Source organism: Xanthocytophaga flava (assembly GCF_030068545.1).
Taxonomy (GTDB): Bacteria; Bacteroidota; Bacteroidia; order Cytophagales; family 172606-1; genus Xanthocytophaga; species Xanthocytophaga flava.
On the sequence record NZ_JASJOR010000023.1, the window covers coordinates 1 to 18,980 of the forward strand.

General features: G+C 40.6%; 16 protein-coding genes. 10 read left to right on the forward strand and 6 right to left on the reverse strand.

The genetic code is table 11. From position 1 onward, the window contains the following. Positions 1 to 267: 267 nt before the first annotated feature. The 3 genes from QNI15_RS27185 to QNI15_RS27195 form a co-directional block, all read right to left on the reverse strand. A complete protein-coding gene (locus QNI15_RS27185) occupies positions 268 to 1,077 on the reverse strand; it encodes a helix-turn-helix domain-containing protein (protein WP_313991861.1) in 810 nt (269 codons plus the stop codon). A gap of 86 nt (positions 1,078 to 1,163) precedes the next feature. Further along, positions 1,164 to 1,892 (reverse strand): SDR family NAD(P)-dependent oxidoreductase, encoded by a 729-nt coding sequence (locus tag QNI15_RS27190; protein ID WP_314034755.1) that lies wholly within the window; start codon positions 1,890 to 1,892, stop codon positions 1,164 to 1,166. 16 nt (positions 1,893 to 1,908) lie between these two features. Next, the gene (locus QNI15_RS27195; protein WP_314034757.1) at positions 1,909 to 2,928 is read right to left on the reverse strand and encodes an SDR family NAD(P)-dependent oxidoreductase; all 1,020 of its coding nucleotides are present in this window, start codon (positions 2,926 to 2,928) and stop codon (positions 1,909 to 1,911) included. 298 nt (positions 2,929 to 3,226) lie between these two features. Between QNI15_RS27195 and QNI15_RS27200 the strand changes: the two genes are divergently transcribed. The 3 genes from QNI15_RS27200 to QNI15_RS27210 all read left to right on the forward strand — a co-directional run bounded on the left by QNI15_RS27200 (position 3,227) and on the right by QNI15_RS27210 (position 5,804). Further along, positions 3,227 to 3,676 carry a DMP19 family protein gene (locus tag QNI15_RS27200; RefSeq protein WP_314034759.1) on the forward strand — a complete coding sequence of 150 codons (450 nt, stop codon included), beginning with the start codon at positions 3,227 to 3,229 and terminating at the stop codon, positions 3,674 to 3,676. Between the two features lie 79 nt (positions 3,677 to 3,755). Then, positions 3,756 to 4,133, forward strand: a complete 378-nt coding sequence (locus QNI15_RS27205) for a hypothetical protein (RefSeq protein WP_314034761.1) — start codon at positions 3,756 to 3,758, stop codon at positions 4,131 to 4,133. Between the two features lie 603 nt (positions 4,134 to 4,736). Beyond that, a complete protein-coding gene (locus QNI15_RS27210) occupies positions 4,737 to 5,804 on the forward strand; it encodes an acyltransferase (protein ID WP_314034763.1) in 1,068 nt (355 codons plus the stop codon). Positions 5,805 to 5,933: 129 nt separating this feature from the next. Here the strand turns inward: QNI15_RS27210 and QNI15_RS27215 are convergent, their stop codons facing one another. Continuing rightward, complete coding sequence (locus QNI15_RS27215; protein ID WP_314034765.1) at positions 5,934 to 7,688, reverse strand: ABC transporter ATP-binding protein; 1,755 nt, start codon at positions 7,686 to 7,688, stop codon at positions 5,934 to 5,936. Between the two features lie 224 nt (positions 7,689 to 7,912). Between QNI15_RS27215 and QNI15_RS27220 the strand changes: the two genes are divergently transcribed. Further along, positions 7,913 to 8,311, forward strand: coding sequence for a hypothetical protein (locus QNI15_RS27220; protein ID WP_314034767.1), 399 nt, complete (start codon positions 7,913 to 7,915; stop codon positions 8,309 to 8,311). A 53-nt stretch (positions 8,312 to 8,364) separates the two neighbouring features. Here the strand turns inward: QNI15_RS27220 and QNI15_RS27225 are convergent, their stop codons facing one another. Both QNI15_RS27225 and QNI15_RS27230 read right to left on the reverse strand, forming a co-directional pair. Then, positions 8,365 to 9,231: a DUF4249 family protein gene (locus QNI15_RS27225; protein WP_313991841.1), complete on the reverse strand. Its 867-nt coding sequence runs from the start codon at positions 9,229 to 9,231 to the stop codon at positions 8,365 to 8,367. Further along, positions 9,228 to 11,609 (reverse strand): TonB-dependent receptor, encoded by a 2,382-nt coding sequence (locus QNI15_RS27230; protein ID WP_313991838.1) that lies wholly within the window; start codon positions 11,607 to 11,609, stop codon positions 9,228 to 9,230. The genes QNI15_RS27225 and QNI15_RS27230 overlap by 4 nt, the downstream gene beginning before the upstream one ends. A 205-nt stretch (positions 11,610 to 11,814) precedes the next feature. Here QNI15_RS27230 and QNI15_RS27235 point away from each other — a divergent pair, with 205 nt between their 5' ends. The 6 genes from QNI15_RS27235 (at position 11,815) to QNI15_RS27255 (ending at position 18,753) form a co-directional block, all read left to right on the forward strand. After that, positions 11,815 to 12,174 (forward strand): hypothetical protein, encoded by a 360-nt coding sequence (locus QNI15_RS27235; protein ID WP_313991836.1) that lies wholly within the window; start codon positions 11,815 to 11,817, stop codon positions 12,172 to 12,174. Positions 12,175 to 12,511: 337 nt separating this feature from the next. Beyond that, positions 12,512 to 12,838 carry a hypothetical protein gene (locus tag QNI15_RS27240; RefSeq protein WP_313991833.1) on the forward strand — a complete coding sequence of 109 codons (327 nt, stop codon included), beginning with the start codon at positions 12,512 to 12,514 and terminating at the stop codon, positions 12,836 to 12,838. Between the two features lie 208 nt (positions 12,839 to 13,046). Next, positions 13,047 to 13,655, forward strand: coding sequence for a hypothetical protein (locus QNI15_RS27245; RefSeq protein ID WP_313981074.1), 609 nt, complete (start codon positions 13,047 to 13,049; stop codon positions 13,653 to 13,655). An 81-nt stretch (positions 13,656 to 13,736) separates the two neighbouring features. Further along, entirely contained in the window at positions 13,737 to 15,806 is a 2,070-nt protein-coding gene (locus QNI15_RS27250; RefSeq protein WP_314034769.1) for a heavy metal translocating P-type ATPase, read from the forward strand. A gap of 196 nt (positions 15,807 to 16,002) precedes the next feature. Beyond that, positions 16,003 to 16,212, forward strand: coding sequence for a cysteine-rich CWC family protein (locus QNI15_RS39020; protein ID WP_390902217.1), 210 nt, complete (start codon positions 16,003 to 16,005; stop codon positions 16,210 to 16,212). Between the two features lie 222 nt (positions 16,213 to 16,434). Beyond that, a complete protein-coding gene (locus tag QNI15_RS27255) occupies positions 16,435 to 18,753 on the forward strand; it encodes a TonB-dependent receptor (protein ID WP_314034771.1) in 2,319 nt (772 codons plus the stop codon). Positions 18,754 to 18,980: the final 227 nt, after the last annotated feature.

Consider the following 18,980-nt stretch of genomic DNA (forward strand, 5'->3'; position numbering starts at 1 on the left):
AAAAATACAAGATCCCTTGGCGACCAGGACGTACCTTCCCTAGACCCAGACAGAAAAGTTCCCGACGAAAATTTCCTACTCATAAACGATCTGGATTGTAAACAGTCCTTAAGTTGACAGCATTGAGTGATCGGTATTCTGATCAAACACGAAAATGATTCGATTACATATTCGTGATCACGGGTATTTTCTTTTTCCGGACAGAAATTTTCTGATTAGGTACAGAATGAATATACTTATCATCTTAGTAAGTTGAAATGAACAGCCTCACCTCTCTTTATCGACCAACGCGGAAGGTGCATAACCGAACTGCTTTTTGAAAGCATACGAAAAATGCGATAGGTTTTCAAAGCCCACCTCATAACATACTTCGATTGGCTTCTTTTTCTTCTCTACAAATTGGTAATGTGCCAGCTCCAATCGTTTTTTCGTAAGCCATCGCTGAGGAGTTGTATTGAATGCCTTACTAAAATCCCTTTTGAACGTGGTGAGACTTCTTCCAGTGAGATAACCGAATTTTTCCAAAGGAAGATTGAACATGAAGTTTTTTTCCATGTACGTGATCAGATCAATTTTTCCAGGCTCTTCAAAATTAGCCAATACATTATCGATGCTCTTATCGATGCTTCTTAGAATGCTGATAGCTTCGGTGATCTTCAAAGAAGCAATTTCCGTTGGGAGCTCTTTCATATCAAAGTACGGTATGAGAGAAGAGAGGCAACTTTCCAATAGCGGATGATTGTTATAATGAAGGATTCGCTGCTCTGATGCTTTTGGTTTCACATTCAGGTTGGCGTAAAACTCCCGAAGTCTGGTAGTAGATAGATGCATAACTACTGTCTTATGAGGACTACCATCTTTCGGATAATTGATAATAGTAGCAAGCTGATTTCTGGGAATCAGGAAGATGTCACCCTTTTTAAAAATGTACGAGGCATCGGCCTGGACAATTTTAGTTTCCCCTGAAATAAACCACACAAGCATGTGATGATCAAACATGATGTCTGATTTGAAAAACTTATCCTCATACCAGGAAAGTTTAATATCATCGGTTATGTATTTTGCTTTAAATTCCATTTTCTCTTTCAGTTACTGTTGAGCAAACAATCTCTGCCAGCTTGGTTGTTTTTCTTGTGCCTCATTCGGGTATTATCAACTGCATATTACACCGACTGACCACCATCAATGAGAAAATTAGAACCCGTAATAAATGAAGCATTTTCTCCTGATAAAAATGTGATCAGATCTGCTACTTCACTGGCTTTTCCAACCCTTGCTAATGGAATGCTGCCAATCATTTGTTCCTCAATATTTTTATCCAAGCCAAGCTTATTCATAATCTCCGTAGATACAGGGCCAGGACTGACGGAATTTACACGAATTTTTCGTGAAGCCAACTCAAGAGCGGCAATTTTCATTACGGCATTTAATGCTGCCTTGCTTGCTGCATATACCGATGCACCTGGAGGGGAAATAGTAGCAGACGTGGAAGACAAGAGTATTACCGATGCACCATCATTCAATACAGGAATGAATTTACTTAAGGTAAAATAAGCGCCCTTGAAATTAACATCCATGACTTCATTAAATACATTTTCTGTTATCAGCTCAATAGGTGCGAATTTTGTGATCCCTGCATTGATCAGTAATATATCCACTTTACCAAATTGCTGCGCAACATTGGCAGCCAGGGTCTCAATGTCCGACAGTACGGACTGATCGGACACTAAGCTGCTTACATTTAAGTCTTGGGCGGCTTTTTCAACTGCTTCCTTTCTTCGACCTGTTATAATTACATTCGCCCCCGCTTCACGCAATGCTTTCGCTGTAGCATATCCTATTCCACTGTTGCCGCCTGTTATCACAGCAACTTTATTTTTAAGACTTGTCATAGCAGTATCAAGATGATTAAATTTTGAATGAAATGCCAGTGAGTTCTTCGCTCAATGTCCACAAGCGCCTGGCACTGACTTCATCTAATGAATATGATTTTACGCCAGCAGACATACTGGTATCAGAAGCCAACTCAGCAACTTCTCCATCTTCACAATAAACGCCTCCGATAGTGTTAAGCTTTGGTGAAGTAGCACACCATACCGTAGTAGCGGCACCTTGCGGGATGGTCTTTAATGAAGCCGCTACTTCCGGCAGAAGGTTACCATCTGCATCAAGGAATCCCATTTTCTGAAATAGTTCCAATGATGCTTCTCTTCCTAACTCGGTTCCTGCGATAGAGCCTGGATGTACACTGTACACACGTACGTTGGATGATTGTGCGCGATTATCCAACTCCATTGAAAACAAGTTGACAGCCGTCTTGGATTGACCATATCCTTGTAACGTTTCGTATTCTCTGTTTATAAAATTCGGATCATCAAAATTGAATGGTGCGAACTGATGACCCTGTGAAGAGACATTCACTACGCGTGCACCATTAGCTTTTTTAAGAGCTGGCCATAACCTCGCTGTAAGTTGAAACTGAGCTAAGTAGTTAGTCGCTAACTGTGATTCAATACCACGGTTATCTCTACGTAGCGGAACCCACATGATGCCGGCATTATTAATGAGTAGATGAAGTGGTCTGCCCGAATCGATGAACTTTTTAGCAAAAGCATCAATGGAATCCGGATTCATGAGATCCATCGGTTCAAGTTCTACATTATCGACACCTTCAAGATTACGTTTTGCCTTTTCTATATCTCTGGCAGGCACGATTACAGTTGCACCTGCTGTGGCAAGCGTTCTTGTTGTTTCCAACCCGATGCCAGTATTACCTCCGGTTACGATGGCGATTTTCCCGGAAAGGTCGATACCCTTGATTACTTCAGTTGTTGTTGATTTAGCGTTAAACCCAGAACCTACTGGCTGTTGCAACGCTCCCTGATAATTGTTTTGTCTCATGATTTTAATTTGTTTTTGTTGAGACAAAGGTAGAAACCCTCGAAGCACTCGACTTTGTTTAAACGTCCGAAGATGCTTTGTTTAAAAGGCCATGTTTATAAGTATGAAATTATAGAACTGAATACCGATCTTCTGATTATCCAAGGTTTCCTTTTTTGGCTACGGTACATCTGGCATCTGTCTTAATCTGGATCTGATATTGTCAATACGATCTGGTCAGTTTCTATTTTGATCAGGAAACAGATTGCAGTTATTTTTTATGTGTGTCTAACTATAATTCTGATATTTTGCAGAAAAAATCAAAATACTGATCTAAACTAACTGTATGGCGGATTCCGAACTTACTGACCTTGATAAAAAATGGTTTGACTTCACATCAGCCTATGTCACTAAACTTAACCAATCTGGTGGACATGACTGGGATAGCTTATCTGAGGAAGAACAAGAACTGGCAGCCCTTTGGAAGCTAGAAATGGATATGTACAATGGTGGCTTTATTCAGTTTTTCTGTAACTGGGGCTATGACTGTTATACCCATGCAGTCCGTTGTCTGACCAAACTGCAAGCCAATGATTGTCTGGCCATTATTACACAACAGTATAGCATCATTGAAAGACTAGGAGACGATGAGCGTCTGGAAGCTTTATGGGACATACCCAAATACCTGACAGCAGAGGAAGCAAAGGCACTGGATGAACTGGATCACCGTTATTGGGATAACACAGATACGATACAAGAAAAAACCTTTCAGGTATATATCCATTTGCAGTCATAATAGTCTATAAACTGACCTTGTCACCACTAATCTTTTGATCAAAGAGAATATAAATCTATAGGGGTGTCAATATTCTCGTATGCCAACAGAAATCATAAACTACTACGATGGCTTTGAAGGAGAGCCTGAAATAATTCTAACTCAAAAGGATGAGTTAACTACAAAGCAAATCCGGTTATGGGATGGATATTTTAATGCCATTATGAATCTCATTAAAGTTGATCCTATTTCTGGAAGATGGACACATCTTGCCTATTATTATCATCTTCATATTGGATGGTATGAGGAGGATAGTTGGCAAATACCAGATTTAACCAGTACATTAAAACAGATTCATGAAATACAGATCCCAGAAACAAATGACATGGATATCTTAGTTGAAATCCAATATCGGATTATTCACTTTTTAGAAGATGCTATTTCCAATAACAGAACTGTCTGTATTCATTACGAATAATCCATCTGAAAGTGCTTTATAAATAATTAGCTACATCGTTGATTATCAACAATTTTCTTCATGCTATTTGATCGTAATGACAGAAACTTCCAAGAATTGCATAAAAATAGCAACACATAGATATATATCATATATTTCTATTTCTCTCCAAATACGCTTTATATCTCTATTTATCAGCACATTACGGCTTTGAAATGCTAATTACCTAAAAATATAATAGAAGGCATACATGTATGATAATGAGCAGATTACGACTTTACAAAAGGTAAAGTTGTACTACCTTTGTAGTGTTAGTCAAGCAGACATATCCTCAGACAAAACGTCTGGTTTAGATATAAAAATAAAATTTAGGTTGTAAGTGGTTTGTTACTGAAATTCCTCGGTGGTTTCCGCCGGGGAATTTTTGTTTCCAGATAATCTTAAATATGGTATATAAACACAATTTCCATATCTTCGTTTTTGTTCACATCAAAGGCATAGCAATTTACTACTGATTGCGAAATAATAGTATTTTGTCGAATACATAATTTCCCTATCAAAAGCATATTTACCTTTACTACAGATTTGGAAACAAAACCCTTATAAGCCTCAAGAAGTAATTACATGCAAACATCCACACTTACCACATCAGCCAAAAGAACCTATAATGGTATTGATCTGATGAAATTCCTAGCGGCGTTTCTGGTTATTTCCATTCACACCCGTCCTTTCTACGACATTCATCCTGTTCTCGGATTTTTGTTCGAAAATATTATCACACGTGTAGCAGTTCCGTTTTTTTTTATTAGCTCAGGATTTCTCTTTTTTACGAAAGTCCTTGAGACTTCCAGTGTATCCGAGCAAAGAAAATTATTGGTAGGATTTCTCAAACGTATACTCGTGCTTTACTTGTTATGGACACTAATTTATCTGCCTTATGATCTGTACTTTATCTATAAAAAGAAGCACGACCTGGTAGCTACTTTGTTGACTTATCTGCAACGCTTGTTGTTATGGGGCTCTCACTTTCACTTATGGTACTTGCTTTCACTGATGTATTGTACTGTCATTGTGTACTTTTTTGTAGAAATCAAACGATTTCGCACCTTACTGGCAGTGGGTATTCTCTTGTATCTGACAGGATTGCTGGGAGACACCTACCATGGCTTGCTGAATCCGGATACACTCTTGGGAAAAATGTACGCTTTTTATAATTATTACTTTGACACTACCCGAAATCTAATCTTTTTTGGTTCTATCTTCCTGGCCTTGGGAGCTATGATTGCCTGGTACCGCCCAGCCTTCAATCGAACACAACTGGTATTATATATAATTCTTTTTGGACTTTTGTACCTGGCAGAAGCCTTATTAATACAACATCATGATTTAGCACTGGAATATAACATGTATCTTTTTCTGGTACCGTTGGTCACATTCCTGTTTTTATGGTTTCGGAAACTCTATTTTGCTTTTCTGACACCTTATGTCGGCTGGTTGCGAACACTAAGTCTAGGGATGTACTGCTCACACGGAATCTTTATGACTGTTGTATTTTATGTGTTTGACAAACTGGGTATGAGTGTAGATCAGTACAGTACGCTGTTTTTTATAGGAGTTACCCTTTTGTCGCTATGCCTCTCATGGCTGATGGCACATTCTAAAAATAAATGGATACAACGCCTAATATCCTAAAGCTAATCAATAATAACGTAGTTGGGAGGCTTTTAATAAATTGGTTTATCTGGCCTGGCAAAGAAGAATGGATAAATTACCCATTCTTCTTCCTTTAAATTATAATTAATCACCTACCTAGAGGGTACACTAATCATTCCTTCGTTCTCCAATTTGTTGCCTCCACATAGCGTAGTACAACCCTTTCTGTTTCAGAAGATCATCGTGGTTGCCCATTTCCACAATCTTTCCTTTTTCGAGTACATAGATCACATCTGCATGCAGGATAGTAGACAAACGATGAGCTATCAGAATGGTAATCTGGCCTCTTCTTTGTGAGATCTCACGAATTGTATCTGTAATATCTTCTTCTGTGATAGAGTCGAGAGCGGATGTCGCCTCGTCGAAAATCAGCAGTTGGGGTTGACGTAACAACGCCCGCGCAATCGAAAGCCGTTGTTTTTCTCCTCCAGATAGTTTCAGTCCGTTTTCTCCCAGCATGGTATTGAGGCCATCTGCCGAACGGGTCAGGAGTCGGGTAGCTGATGCTTTTTCCATCGCATCCCGCAGTTGTTCTTCTGTAGCATCAGGTTTTACCAATCGCAGGTTATCGGCTATGCTGCCTGCAAACAAATGGGTATCCTGAGATACAAAGCCGATCTGTCGTCGAAGGGGATTGTAGCGGATAGTAGACGAAAGATGCTCATTAAAATAAACCTTTCCCTGTTGTGGAGTATATAATCCTACCAGCAACTTTACCAGCGTGGACTTCCCTGAACCGGATGGTCCTACGAAAGCGATAGTTTCGCCTTTTTTAACTTCAAATGAAATACCGTCGATTGCATTGTAAGAGGCAGTCTTATGACGAAAAACGACATCTTCAAATCGTAGTGTATGCAACTGATCTATCTCAACCCATTGTGGCGGACGTTGCTCTACAGGTTTTTTCATCAAAACATCAAAGTGCTGGATAGAAGCCTCAACTTCTCTGTATTGCAGAATCAGGTTACCCAAGTCTTGCAAAGGCCCAAAGATAGTTGTAGAAATAAACTGCATTGTGATAAGTTCACCATTGCTGAGTTGTTTATGAAAAATAAGCCAGAGCAGGATAAACAAAATCGAATGACGCAATAGTGCCAGCGTGATACCCTGAAAAAACGAAAGCGATTGTACACGTTTTGCTTTGGTACATTCCAATTCAAAAATCTTCAGAGTTAACTCTTTCAGATGGCGGATTTCTGAAAATGTGAGCCCAAGACTACGAATCAGCTCCACATTACGCAGGCTCTCTGTAATCACTCCTGACAAGCGGTTGGTTTGTTTATTAATAGACCGCTGGATGGATTTAATTTGTTTGGAAAGTAGTCCACTCAATGACCCCAACAACACTATTCCTAACAAGAAAAATGCGATCAGTACACCATTTTTGGTAATGCTATACCAGATCAGAAACGCAACCCCAACTAACGTAGAGAACAACACATTGATAAATGATTGCACAAAACGCTCTGTATCTGTCTTTACCTTTTGCAGAATGGAAAGTGTTTCTCCACTGCTACTTTCTTCAAATTCCGGAAACGAAAGGCGCAAGGTTTGCCGGAGGCCTTCATCAAAAATCTGACGGCCAAAACGGGCAACAGTAAGACGTGTTGTATATTCCTGTAAGGCTTTAAACAAGCGAGCACCCAACGCTACCACAAAGGCTATTCCCAGCCAGACAAGCACTTGGCTAACGATGTCTGGTGGATAAGCAGTAGATACCACAGCAGGGTTTGTATACTCATCTACAATTTTTCCAAAGATGATGGGATCTACCAGTGTTAGCAGTTGGGCTCCGGTTGCAAAGAGTAAAGACAGAAAAATAAGTACTTGATGAGGACGGAGATATTTCCATAAAGTTGCCATATTTCAGCAAGATTCAAAAAGCATACCTGCTATGTTGTGCTGTAACCTATAAAAAGAGAATGCCTGTTTACTATTTAAGACCAACTTTCATATTTTTAGCAAGTTTTTTCAACTTTAATGGAGGTGGCCAATAGCCCTACTTAGTAACAATGGAGTATAACCTGACTATTTTTGCGGATTATTTTCAGATTGAAATAGCAGATTCTAACAGTATAACCTCTCACATGCCCAAATTTGACAAAGAGGAAATGACGTCATTGCTTAGTGTTGGGAAAGGAGTACTCAATGTTTTTACAGTTAGAAATATGGTTGTACCTCTAAAAATAGCCGTTTTGGCTATAAAGCCTGACATTGATATCAACGAGTATGATCAGGTAGTAGAAGCTAGCATAACTATCTCTTCTGGTATTTTATCCATACCTTATGCCATGGAATACCCTAATAATCTACTTGAGTTTCAAATTTCTGCAGGTATATATCAAGCACTAATTGGATATCAGGGGCTAGATACTATTAGCGAAGATGGCTTAGAAGGTAATGATGCTTATACAGTCTTTCTTTGGAAAAGCGACATTAGTATTGAGAAGAAAATAATAAAAGAATGGATGAATTCTCCTTATTGAAAGTCATTAGGTGAGTAAAATAACCCTAAATCACAATCCTACTTCTAATCCCATTACTGCAACAAATCTTTGCGGAAGAAAAACGAACGGGATATGACCTCTGAGGCACCAAAAAAGCCTAGTGCACCATTGCTCATATTGGTAGGGACATTTGCTACAACCCGGTCAAATAGCCCTCCTTTGAAGGCTGTCTGTGCGTATACTGCCCGTATAAATTCGTAGTTTGCCTGAGTTAGTGAATATTTGTATTGTTGTATCACTGTTTCCTCCTCCAGCATCAGTTGTGCATTATGCCCCTGAAAGTTTAACAGAAATCCTTGTGGATCTACACCGGGGAATTCATAGTGAAAAGCACTGAGCAGATCCTGAGTTATCGGGTCTTGTGCCAGATAGACCACCTTTGCGGGTTTGGCTACACCATACCGTACTTTGGGAAATTCCAACTGATAAATAGCAAAGTTATCTGGTAAAGGATTTTCGAGCCGATTGGGTGTCCGGAAGATCTCCTTTTCAGGTGTAAATGGCGTGACAGGTTCCATGGTAGAGGAAGCAGTGTATACCTGTCCATCTATTTCTATATGTAATGTGTAGGTCTTACCTACCTCACCCTGTACAGTATCCTCAGTGGCATATATGCCGGGAAGAGTATCCAATGGATGTAGCAGATAGGTATGTGTCCCTTCTGAAATAGAAACATTAGCCTGTGATACACTTGCCTGAGGTGATTGAGGGATTGGTACATCTGTCCGGCTTATCCGGATCAGATGCGCTTTCTTCTCATTAGTGATTAGTCCTTCCACTACAATCCTGCCTGTGACAGTGCCACTTAGTTCATTCAAATCCATTTGTTCTACACAGGATGTAGTCAGCAGCATGCACAGAAGTGTAACAGGAAGACGATAGTTTCTAAATGCATTCATTTTAGTACAACATTATAGGATATAGTAGGTACAATGGAAAACAGATAAATCCGGTTAGCTACCGTTTTAGGATTGTTTCGGTCTCTTGTAGCTGAAAGATCTTCTCCGATGTAAATGGTCATGGGATTTTTACGGGCATAGGCATTATAGATTGAAAAAACGAAGTAGTGACTAAACTTGCTGGCAGGTTTATCTTTGCCTTTCAGTGTAGCCGAAAGATCCAGGCGGTGGTAATCAGGTAAGCGACTTGCATTGCGGCTACCATACACAGGAATGGTTTGTCCCTCATACTGAAAACTTTCGGTAGGTAAATTGACGGGATTGCCTGTGTTATAAATCCAGCTGGCAGATACGGAAAAACGGCTGGAAATTTCATACTGTCCTGTAAAAGCGATTTTATTTGGCTGATCATAAAGAGCAGGATAGGAATTACCATTGTTGATTCCTGCAATCTGTCTTTTGGCTCTGGAAAAGGTATAGGAGAGCATCCCCTTAAAACGTCCTGTACTCTTCTGAAGTAGAAATTCAATTCCATAGGACTGCCCCTTTCCAGACAGTAATTCGCCTTCTATATAGGGGTTAAATACCAGTTGGGCATTATCTCTGAAATCGGTCTGATTAACGATGGTTTTGTAATAAGCCTCTACCGAAAATCGCATAGCATAGTCAGGTATCTCTCTGAAGTACCCTATAGAATACTGATTGGAATGCAATGGATTGAGATGAGGGCCACTGGGATACCAGATGTCAAAAGCTGTAAAGGAAAGAGAGGAGTTGGATAACATCTGGAGGTACTGGGTACTACGCATATAGCTGGCCTTTAGAGAACTTTGTTGATTGATCCGGTAACTGAACTGAAACCGGGGTTCAAATCCCTGTGAGGAATGGAAAATCTTGCCTTTTGGGTAGTGGACAGAATCTATGACAGTGCCCTGATTGAAGGAATAAATGGTCGTCTTTCCTATGTTCTGGAAGAGAGAATACCTGAGTCCCAGTTCTATGGATAGTTTCTCATTTATCTTTCCTTCCATTCCTCCATAGATAGCACTTTCGAGTGCATTCCGGCTGGGAATATCATATGTACTACTGACTTGGTTATACCCTGGACGCAGGGTATGGCTGATGGTATTAAGACCGAAAGTAAATGAGAGGGATTCATTTTTGATATACGAAAAATCTGCTTTGGCATTCCAGTCTTTGATTCTAGACCGCCAGTCAAACAGGTTTCCAGCAGAAGGTGTATTCAGATTGTAATCATAGTTGCTGTAGATAAGCGAGAAATGGGAGAAAAGCCTAGGGTTAAAAATATGATTCCATCGAAGTGATCCGGTGACATTGCCCCAGTTAATGGCATAGTCCAGAATGGAAAGTTTGTTTACATCTCTACCTATGTATGCCGAAAGAAACAGGCTGTTCCGTTCGTTGAAAGTATAATTCATCTTTCCGTTCAGGTCATAAAAGTAAAGGCGGGTACCATTAAACTGTACACGGTTAGTAGAGTCTGTGGTAGCTAGCCACAGCAGAGGCTCGGCAAACGTGCGCCGTCCTGCCACCATAAATGAGCCTTTTCCTTTCAGGAGAGGGCCTTCAGCTACCAACCGTGCTCCACCCAGCAGGCTTGCACCACCAGCAGCCCGAAAGATTTTGGTATTTCCTTCTTTCATACGCAGATCTAATACAGACGACAAACGCCCTCCATACCGTATCGGAAAATAGCCTTTGTAGAGTGTTATACTTTTGATAGCATCTTCATTGAATATCGAAAGAAAACCCAGCAGGTGGGATGCATTATACAGGGGTGCATCATCCAGTAAAATCAGGTTCTGATCTGAACCACCACCTCTGACAAAAAAGCCTGTTGAACCCTCTCCAATAGTAGTTACAGCTGGTAATAGTTGCAATGATTTGATAATATCGCTTGCGCCACCCAGTGCGGGAATCTGGCGTACCATTTGCATGGAGAGTTGATGCGACCCCATTGCATCAGGTGTAGCAGATGGTTGTGTTTCGGTGACTACTACTTCTTCCAGCCCTATTGACTGTACGGACAGTTGTACATCTATTCTCTGATCAGTTGTTAGTGAGATTTTGTGACGGGTAGTATGATAGCCTACATAGGAATAGTAGAGTGTATAGGAGCCTTCCGGCAGGGAAAAAGAATAGAAACCATAGGTATTTGATGTTACTTGGTGAGAAGGATCTCCGGTAGAGATAGTGGCTCCTGCCAGTACTTCTCCAGAAGTAGAGTCCCGAACATACCCTGAAATGGTGTAACGCTTTTGCTGCTGATATGGATGCCCTTCCATAGAATAGGCTCCTGAAAATGATAGGCAGGCACAGACAAGCAATAGGTATGAAAAAGTAGAGATTATCCTCATAGTCGTTGAGAAGATAGTTGATAAACCAAGGCAACGGTTTACGTATTTATTAGGTAATAGTAGAGAAAGAAGGACAGGAAGACAATTAACAATGTAGCTTTTAGCACTTTTTTAACTTTATTTAAGATACTTTAACATCAGCAGATAGATCCTATTTAAGAACAAAGAAAAAATCTTAGTGTGAAGACTTGAATACATATCCATTATGATTACTTATCGCATAGAAAAATATACCCTTTCCAAAGACAGAATTGTTGATGTGTTTCTTGTAAATGAACCTTATCAGGATCTGGTTGCAATCAAGGCATACAGTGATTTGGAGGATCTGGATGAATTCATTGAATGGCTGGAAGAAATGATTGCCGAACAAATCCCTGATTTTTCATTGCCGGGTGCTATTATCGTCCAGGGGTTTTTATGGGGTAGTGTAAGATCCAAAATAGTAGAGCTAGTCATGAATGGGCCTAGTATCGAAAAAGAAGAATTTGATACAAAAGAGTTTCTGAAACTCTGTTATGACTGGCGAACATTCCTGATTGAAAAACGGGAAGGAAAACGCTCTTAAGCAATACACAGACTTACTGATATACAGATCTCAGCAGCTCTGAAACGCTAATTCCCTAAAAATATAATAGAAGGCATACATGTATGATAATGAGCAGATTACGACTTTACAAAAGGTAAAGTTGTACTACCTTTGTAGTGTTAGTCAAGCAGACATATCCTCAGACAAAAAATCTGATCATAGATATAAAAATAAAATTTAGGTTGTAAGTGGTTTGTTACTGAAATTCCCCGAAGGTTTCCTTCCGGGAATTTTTGTTTATAGAGAAAACAGATATAGAGTTCGCAAATTTTCCTTTTGCAACACAATTGAATGGTGTTTTCTATACCTTTGGTCTATGCAACGTTTGATTGTTTTCTGGGGATTATGGCTTTGGTGCATCTCATGTATACCATGCAGAGATGAATTACCTATGCTCTCTGAAGAGTCAGTTGCAGAGATTACGGTGCTTACCTCATATTGTCAGGGAGACCCCTCTTCTTCAGCAGATCTTTGTTCACCTTTGTGTGTATGCACTTGTTGTGGAATTTCTCTGATTTCGCCACTACAGGTTGATTTTTCCATGCCTACGCTTATATATCAGGATAGCCAGTCGTTTAAGAGCTGGGTAGCCAAACCTGTATATGCATATTTCTCATTCTGGCAGCCTCCCAAAATCGGTTAGGATAATACTTTATTCTGGCTGTCACCAAACAAATTGATCCATAGAGAGATATTTTCCTTTACCTTGTTGTTTAACATCCGGAGAGTATTCACTCACAGGCTATATACTATTGCCAACTGGTTGCACTTAACAGCAGTCAGAGGCTTAGGGTATCTTCTCAGGCAAAATAAGAGGGATACCTATTCCATAGATTTTAACAAACCATACAATGATTACAATTCTTACAGGGAGTCTGGTATTGAGTCTGTTGCATGCACTGATACCGAATCACTGGTTACCCGTTATTGCAATTGGCAGAAAAGAAGGATGGACTTTATCATACACTACCCGCATTACCTTTATAGCCGGTCTTTCACATGCTGTCAGTACAGTTTTGTTAGGATGGGTTTTAGGTCTGATCGGATTCCAGCTGTCAGAGACTGTTAACCAGTTTACGCATATTGTGGCTCCTGTTATACTTGTTCTGCTTGGCATTTTCTTTATCTATCAGCATCACCATCACAAACATTTTCATATTGATGCACCAGGCCGACAGAATAAAAGAAAGATAATTTTATCACTGGTAGTCGCGATGTTTTTCTCTCCTTGTCTGGAGATAGAAGGCTATTTTCTGATGGCGGGATCTTATGGAACAGGCTTTCTTGTGCTTCTTACGTTTGTGTATATGGTGGTGACTATTCTGGGTATGATCAGTTGGGTACGGGTTGCGTATTCGGGTATACTTAAGATAAACTGGCATAAGATAGAACATAATGCAGGCATTATTACAGGAGTAACCTTGATTCTGACAGGAATCATCTCTTTTTACGTACACTAGAAATAATTGTCAGGGAGCAGTCGCATTGACAACAGTATCCGTATTTATATGTACATGAAGTTACTATTCGATTATTAACTTATGCAAGATCCAACAAAACCTAAAAATATTTCTTCTAAAGGCCGACTGTCTCTCTTCAGGCCAGTTCCGGCATCACATCATGACCATTGCTGTGGTCATGATACCCATGATCATAACCACACGAAAGAGCATTCCCACAGTGCAGAAGATGGACATTCACACGATCATGACCATGATCACTCACATGATGGGCACTCACATGGAAATGATTCTGCTGGTTGGTTAAGCCAGTGGCCATTGCTTTTGTCGCTGGCGATTCTGGTGGGTATGCTGGTGTTGGAGTATGGATTTACTATTAAACCACCCTTTCCAGTCGACCTAGTCATTTTTGGTGTGGCCTATTTGCTGGCGGGTTATAATGTACTGGCATTGGCTTTTCGAAAGTTGAAGCGGTTGGATATTTTCAATGAGTTTTTTCTGATGAGTGTAGCCACACTGGGTGCTTTTTCGATTGGTTCTTATAGTGAGGGTGTGTCTGTAATGGTGTTCTATTCGATTGGCGAGTGGTTTCAGGACGTGGCGGTGAGTCGGGCTAAACGAAGCATCAAAGCCTTGCTGGATATTCGTCCTGATGAGGTTACTGTACTCAGAAATGGTCAGACGTTGGTAGTTAATCCCAAAGACGTACAGCTGAACGAAACTATCCAGGTTAAGGCAGGGGAGAAGGTAGCTCTTGATGGTGAATTGCTTTCCGAACAGGCCTCATTTAATACGGCTGCTTTGACAGGAGAAAGCAAGCCGGACACCAAACGGACAGGCGAAAAAGTATTTGCCGGAATGATTAATCTCAATACCGTCAGTGAGATCAAAGTAACATCCCTGTTTAAGGACAGCAAGCTGAGTCGTATTCTGGAGATGGTACAGGACGCAACAGCCCGCAAATCACAGACGCAGTTATTTATTTCCCGCTTTGCCAAAGTATATACACCGATTGTTTTCTTCCTGGCGTTAGCCGTTTGTTTGATTCCCTATTTCTTCGTAGATACCTATGTATTTACGGACTGGTTGTATCGTTCACTGGTATTTTTGGTTATCAGTTGCCCCTGTGCATTGGTTGTTTCGATTCCATTGGGGTATTTTGGGGGTATTGGCTTAGGGTCACGGAGTGGCATTCTGTTTAAAGGTTCTAACTATCTGGACGTCATGACTCAGGTGACCAGTATTGTGATGGATAAAACCGGAACGCTGACTCATGGCGTATTCAAAGTACAACAGATAGTCACAGACCAGTCGGATAAGACAGAATTTATTCAGCTTGTGGCATCCCTCGAAAGTCACTCTACGCATCCTATCGCCAAAGCTATTGCAGAATATGCAGAAAGTCAATCTGATCAAAACCTAAAGGTAGAAAGGGTAGAGGAAATCTCTGGTCATGGCCTCAAGGGAATCATTGAAGGAAAAGAGGTGCTGGCAGGAAACACAAAACTTCTGAAAAAGTATAACATAACTTATCCGGAAGATTTACATAGCATCGTGGATACCATTGTAGTGGTTGCCGTTAATGGTAATTATACCGGTTATATTACCATTGCAGATCAGATCAAAGAGGATGCAGCGCAGGCAATAAAAGCTATGCATGCATTGGGGCTGGAAACGATAATGCTCTCTGGCGACAAACAGACTGTAGCAGATGCTGTTGCCAGACAACTAGGTATCGATCAGGCATATGGGGATTTACTACCAGAAGGAAAGGTAGAAAAGGTACAAGCCTTAAAAAATGCAGGCAAGCAGATTGCCTTTGTAGGAGATGGAGTAAATGATGCTCCGGTTATTGCGCTGGCTGATGTAGGCATTGCCATGGGTGGATTGGGTAGCGATGCAGCTATTGAAACAGCAGATGTTGTGATTCAGAATGATCAGCCTTCACGAATTGTATCTGCCATTAAAGCAGGTAAGCTGACTAAACGTATAGTCTGGCAGAATATCAGTCTGGCTATGATTGTAAAGGTAGGCGTATTAATTCTGGGAGCCGGAGGTGTTGCCAATCTGTGGGAAGCTGTAATTGCCGATGTAGGAGTTGCATTACTCGCTATCCTGAATGCAGTACGAATACAGCAGATGAAGCTTTAATGCTGTGATTTCTTATTTCTCCCCATCGTTGGTGTTATCACCAACGAGTTGTTTCCCACCGTTCAGGTTGGTGATAACACCAACCTGGGGAATGATACAGCAGATGAAGTTATAAGACTACGACTTCTTTTATTTCTATTTCTTAGTATCCCATAAACTGCTCTGTCGTAAAGATAGGGCAGTTATACTATTCTTTATGGAAAAGCATTATCCTGTTGAGTGTCCGCGATGCGGCACTGCATTTGCCTGTAAGGTAAACTCTGTTTCAAAATGTGATTGTATGTATGTAGACCTCACTCCACTGGAGTTGCAATACATCCGTGAGAACACAGAGTCAGGTACCTGCCTGTGTATGAACTGTCTAATGGAGCTCAAAAAAGCATACCATCAGCACTCCTCTGAATAAGATAGCTTATGGGCCATTCAAAATATTTTTTGAAGAGATCCCTGAATAAAACGTTACCTTTAAGCCCTCATTTATCCTACGAAAATAAAACGGTAGTCATCTACCGAGACAAAATACCTTTTCATCCGGATACGCCTTCTCCAGACAGTAGTTTGTTGGAACTGGGTTGTTAGTTGGAAAAGAGAGTATTTTATCGAAGACGCAAATAGTTATAGCCTTTTTATGAAATTTTCAGTTTGTACCATTCTTTTGTTGCTTCTTTGCTTCACCACTTTATCCTATTCTCAGAGCCGACAGATACATCCTTTAAAAGGAATTGTAATGGATCAGATGACCAGAGAATATGTGAGTAATGCTACAATTACACTTACCACCAAAGCCAATACTTCCAGTGGAGAACCTGACCCAAAGGCTTTCTCGAAGATGACAAAAACAAATGAACTGGGGCAGTTTACCTTTCTGAACATTCCAGACGGAAGCTATACACTATCTGTGAGTTATGTAGGTTTCGTCAGTCAATCGCTGAATATATCTGTTCCCTCTACTATCCATAATCAACCCCTTTCGATTGCCTTACAGGCAGCTCCTGTACAACTCAGTGAGGTTACTGTCTCTTCTATACATGCACATGACCAGCAGATTATCTCCTCACTGGATATAAAACTACGTCCTATCACCAACTCACAGGAGATATTACGTATGGTGCCAGGATTGTTTATCGGTCAACATGCCGGAGGGGGTAAAGCTGAACAGATTTTTTTACGGGGTTTTGATCTGGATCATGGCACTGACATTCGCTTAACCGTAGACGGTATGCCTGTCAATATGGTTTCTCATGCTCACGGGCAAGGATATGCCGATCTGCATTTCGTGATTCCGGAACTGGTAGAAAATGTAGATTTTAAGAAAGGTCCTTACCATACAGCCAAAGGAAATTTTACTACAGCAGGTTGGGTAGACTTCCATACACAGAATGTACTGGAAAAAAGCCTGGTGAAGCTGGAAGTTGGGCAATACAACACATACCGGGCTGTAGGAGCTTTTAATATGCTGGGACAGAAAATGCGTCAGCAAGGACATTCCGCCTATCTGGCTTCGGAATATTCCTACTCTGATTCGTATTTTGATAATCCACAACATTTTAAACGTTTTAATCTGTTAGGCAAGTATCAGGGTAAGCTGAGTGAGGCAACTCAATTACTAGTTACAGCTTCTACGTTTTATAGCAAGTGGAACCACTCCGGACAGATCCCGGACCGGGCAGTGGCTTCCGGATTAATTGACTTTTATGGTTCTATTGACCCTACAGAAGGTGGTGAGACCAGCCGAACCAATGTCAATGCTGAGTTCACGACAGCTACTCCTGGTGGCAGTCTGATTAAAAATCAGTTCTTTTACAGCAATTATAATTTTGAGCTCTATTCTAACTTTACTTTCTTCCTGAAAGATACTGTAAACGGAGACCAGATCCGTCAGAAGGAGGGACGTAATCTGTTTGGATATAACGGCAGCTTTCAGAAAACTTACTACCTGGGATCTACTCAGTGGATTTCTACTCTTGGAGCCAGCTACAGACAGGATCTGACTCAGAATTCAGAATTGTCTCATACTAAAAACAGAACGGAAACGCTGGAAAGACTTCAGTATGGAGATGTGAATGAACTAAACGCAGGTCTATATATTGATGAATTGGTTCATATTTCACCTAAGTGGACAGTGAATGCAGGGGTTCGGATAGATTATTTCCGTGACCAGTATACCGACTTACTACAAAACCCGGTGACTACCAAACAGGCAAATGGAACTATCGTTTCTCCTAAGCTTAATTTTTACTATACACCTAATTCCCGTTTTCAGTTTTACCTCAATACAGGCAAAGGCTTTCACTCCAATGATACACGGGTGGTAGTACCACAAAACGGCAAACAGATTTTGCCTGCTGCCTATGGATCAGATCTGGGGATGATTGTGAAGCCTTTCCCTAAGTTATTGATCAATGCGGCCTTATGGTATCTGTGGCTGGATCAGGAGTTTGTATATGTGGGTGATGAAGGTGTAATAGAGCCAAGTGGCAAATCGCGCAGACAGGGTATTGATGTGTCGGTACGTTATCAGCTTACACGTAGTCTATATGCCGATGTAGATCTGAATACGGCTCGTCCGAGAGCTATTGGAGAGCTAGCAGGTCAGAATTATTTGCCTTTGGCTCCTACATTTACGACTACAGGTGGTTTGTCGCTAACAGGTCAGAAGGGTTTTAGCGGATCATTGCGGTATCGGTATATGGGAAATCGTCCTGCCAATGAGGATAACTCTATTGTAGCGAAAGGATATTTTGTAACGGATTTGCAAGCGAACTATACCAAACCTACGTATGCTGTTGGCTTATCGGTTCAGAACCTGTTTAATACCCGTTGGAAAGAAACACAGTTTGCGACTGAAAGTCGTCTCAAAGGAGAAGCTACCTCTGTAGATGAGATTCATTTTACACCTGGTACACCTTTCTTTGCTCGTCTGAGTCTGACTTATTTTCTGAAATAATTATTTGTTGGATTTTTAGTACCCACCAGAGTTTATGCTTTTCGAGAAGAGTATAGTCCCTGGTGTTTTTTGAGAAAATCTCTTTCTGAGTTATTTTAGATTCATGGATATTGTTCTATTTACAGCATTTAGAGTTCACTCTTTTTTTATTTGTTTATTATCCATGTCATTATCCTTCCACTAGCCTCTTCATTTTTTTCTTGTTTGCAAAGTCGGTTTATAGTCCA